This is a genomic window from Chitinophaga sp. 10T418 (genome assembly GCF_056394125.1).
In genome coordinates this window covers 1-3,490 of the sequence record NZ_JBFTHG010000037.1, presented here as the reverse complement: position 1 = coordinate 3,490, position 3,490 = coordinate 1, and the positions used below count along the sequence as shown (strand labels likewise).

The window sequence follows — 3,490 nt, the reverse complement described above, 5'->3', positions numbered from 1 at the left end:
GGAGAGATCTGTGTAGGAGGAGATGGACTGGGCCGTGGCTATCTCAATAATGCAGTGCTGACAGCGGAGAAATTTATTCCACATCCATTCCGGAGCGGAGAGCGGTTGTATCGTACAGGAGATCTTGGRCGTTTGCTTCCTGACGGAAATATTGTATTTGCAGGTCGTTTGGATGCACAGGTAAAGATCCGCGGCTACCGGATAGAACCCGGAGAGATAGAACATCTTTTGCAACAACACGAAGGCATAGACGGAGCGATTGTACTGGCCAAATCCAATGGCGGTCAGGATAAAGAGCTGGTGGCTTATCTCACAGGCGCATTGATACCGGAAGTGAGTGTGTTACGTGACTACCTGAAACAATATCTGCCGGATTATATGCTGCCGGCGTATTACGTGCCGCTGGCATCTTTCCCTTTAACGGCCAACGGTAAGGTAGACCGCCGCTTATTACCAGATACAGGAAATGCGGTAGCCACCACTGTCTATATAGCTCCGCGAAATGAAACAGAAGAAAAAATGACCGCTATCTGGGAAGAAATCCTGAGCAGGTCACCGATTGGTATACAGGACAACTTTTTTGAATTGGGTGGACATAGCCTGAAAGTAACAAAAATGCTTTCCCGCATCAACAGCGCGTTCCAGGTGAAGATTAACATCAGAGATGTATTTAAGGAGCCAACTATTGCGGGTGTCAGTGAGCATATCCGCTTCATCCACGATCAGCAAAAACTCAGACAAAATAAAGAAGGTTTAATAGAGATCGAACTATGAAAGACTTATTAAATAAAATAAAGGATCACAATGTTTTACTGGAGATAGTGGATGGTAAACTGAAAATGTTTGCCGGAGAAAATGTGCTAAGTGATGAGTTGATAGCAGAAGTCAGGCAGAACAAAGAAGAACTTTTTCAGTTCCTCTCCGGTAATGCGCAATTCTTCTATCACACGGATATCCCCGTTATAGCGGCGGCAGAGAATTATCCTTTAGCTTCTTCCCAACGAATGTTATGGTTACTGAGCCAGTTTGAGGCAGGTAACGTAGGATATAACATTCCGGGTGTTTATGTATTTGACGGTCAGCTGGATATTGCGGCGTTGTCGCTCGCTTTCAATACCCTGATAGATCGGCATGAGAATCTCAGAACAGTATTCCGGCAGAATGAGCAGGGAGAAGTAAGACAGTACATCTATGCCAAACTGCCCTTTACTATTTCGTATACAGACCTCCGTTCTACCGCAAACCAGGAAGAGACTTTACAGTCTCTCGTACAAGCGGCATCGCTGCAGCCATTTGATCTGGCCGCCGGGCCGCTGTTACGTGCAGGGTTATACCAGGTAGCAGATGATAAATGGGTGTTCAGTTATGTGATGCACCACATCATCAGTGACGGCTGGTCTATGGGAATAGTGATAAAGGAACTCTTGTTATTATACAATGCTTTTACCAGCGGCGAAACTGATCCGCTGCCACCATTAAGGTTACAGTACAAAGATTATGTGGCCTGGCACCTGGAGCAGTTACAAGGGCCTGCGCTGGAAGCCCATAAAACCTACTGGCTGGATATGTTCAAAGGAGAACTGCCTGTGCAGGATCTTGCCAGTGATAAGATCCGTCCGCCGTTAAAAACATTTAATGGCCGACAGATACATCGCCGGCTGGATAGCACTATCGGTGGCACCTTACGGAACCTGAGCCAGAAAGAAGGGGCTACTTTATTTATGGGATTGATGGCTGCTGTAACAGCATTGTTGTACCGGTATACCAGCCAGGAAGATATTGTTATTGGTACGCCGATAGCAGGCAGGGAACATGCGGACCTGGAAGATCAGATTGGGTTCTATGTGAACACACTGGCCTTACGTGTTCGTTTCAATGGTGATGATAATTTCCATGACCTGCTTAGTCAGGTGAAAAAAATAGTGCTGGATGCCTATGAACACCAGGTATTTCCATTCGGGGAACTGATAGAAGCATTGCATCTGCAACGCGACAGGAGCCGTAATCCGTTGTTTGATGTACAGGTGATCCTGGCAAACAGTGAAACAGCCCAGGAACAAGGGCCGGGGCTTGCGGGATTAAATGTAACGGCTTATGAAAAAGATGAGGTGCGTACCAGCCGTTTTGATATGGTATTCAATTTTTTTGAAGAAGGTGATGATCTGGAGGTAAGTATCCAGTATAACAGTGACGTATATACGGAACAGTTGGTAACACAGTTATCTATCCACCTGGAACAACTGTTATTATCCATTGTCCGCACTCCTGAAAATTCGCTGAAAAAGCTACCACTGCTCACTGCTGCCGATAAACAGCAACAGCTGGTTACCTTCAACGGTCCCATCGCAGCATATGATAAAAGTATTACCATCCTGGACCTGTTTCAGCAGCAGGTACATTTGCATCCGGATGAAACCGCGGTGTTCTTTGATGGCATCAGTCAGACATACCGGGAGCTGGATGAAGAATCCACCCGGCTGGCACATTACCTGCTGCAAAATCATGAGGTAGCTCCAGGTGAACTGGTGGGTATACTACTGGACCGCTCGGAGAAAATGATTACAGGGATACTCGGCATTTTAAAAGCAGGAGGGGCTTACGTTCCGGTAGATCCTGAATATCCTGCGGCACGGCGGTCTTATATCCTGAATGATACCAATATCAGGCTATTGCTCACCCAGACCGACTATATGTTTGATCTGGGAGATTATAACGGGGCCATCTTCGCGATGGATGTGCAGTTAGATACACTGGAAGCCGTATCCTCTCCGTTACCGGTGATCAGCCCGGAACAGGCGGTGTATGTGATTTATACTTCGGGTTCTACGGGTAATCCCAAAGGCGTGGTGATCAGGCATAACAACCTGCTGCATTCCCTGGTGCCACGTTACCAGACGTATGGAACGCCATCGTCTTTCCTGTTGCTGTCATCGTTTTCTTTCGACAGCTCTATAGCCGGCATCTTCGGTACGTTGTGCTATGGCGGCCGGTTATGTCTGACCCGGAAAACGGATGTAACGAATGTGCCCTTACTGGCGGAATACATCATTCATCACGAGGTGAGTCATCTGCTCACAGTACCTTCCTATTACCAGTTGTTGCTGCAGGAACTGGCAGGTAGTGCCAACGAACTGAAAGGAGTGATTGTGGCGGGGGAAACCTGTCCGGTTACGTTGGTAGAACAACATTATAAGATATTGCCGGATACGTTATTTTATAATGAATACGGTCCAACAGAAGGAACGGTATGGAGTAGTGTGCATCTTTATGAAAAGAACGAACCGTTTAAGCAAACGATAGGTAAACCAATTGCGAATACGGAAGTATATATTTTGGGAGAAGACCAGCAATTGCTGCCGCTGGGCGTGCCCGGAGAGTTGTGTATTGCTGGCGATGGCGTGGCGGCAGGTTATTTGAATCAGCCGGCGCTGACAGCGGAAAAATTTGTGCAGCATCCGTTCCGGGATGGCGCACGGATGTATCGTACCGG

General features: G+C 47.2%; 2 protein-coding genes. Both read left to right on the top strand.

What is annotated here, in order from left to right:
* On the top strand, positions 1 to 774 hold a 774-nt coding region (locus AC1DCV_RS35615; protein ID WP_477027658.1), incomplete at its 5' end, for an acyl carrier protein.
* Positions 771 to 3,490, top strand: a 2,720-nt coding sequence (locus tag AC1DCV_RS35610) for a non-ribosomal peptide synthetase (protein ID WP_477027657.1), incomplete at its 3' end; no start/stop codon positions are given. The genes AC1DCV_RS35615 and AC1DCV_RS35610, both read left to right, overlap by 4 nt.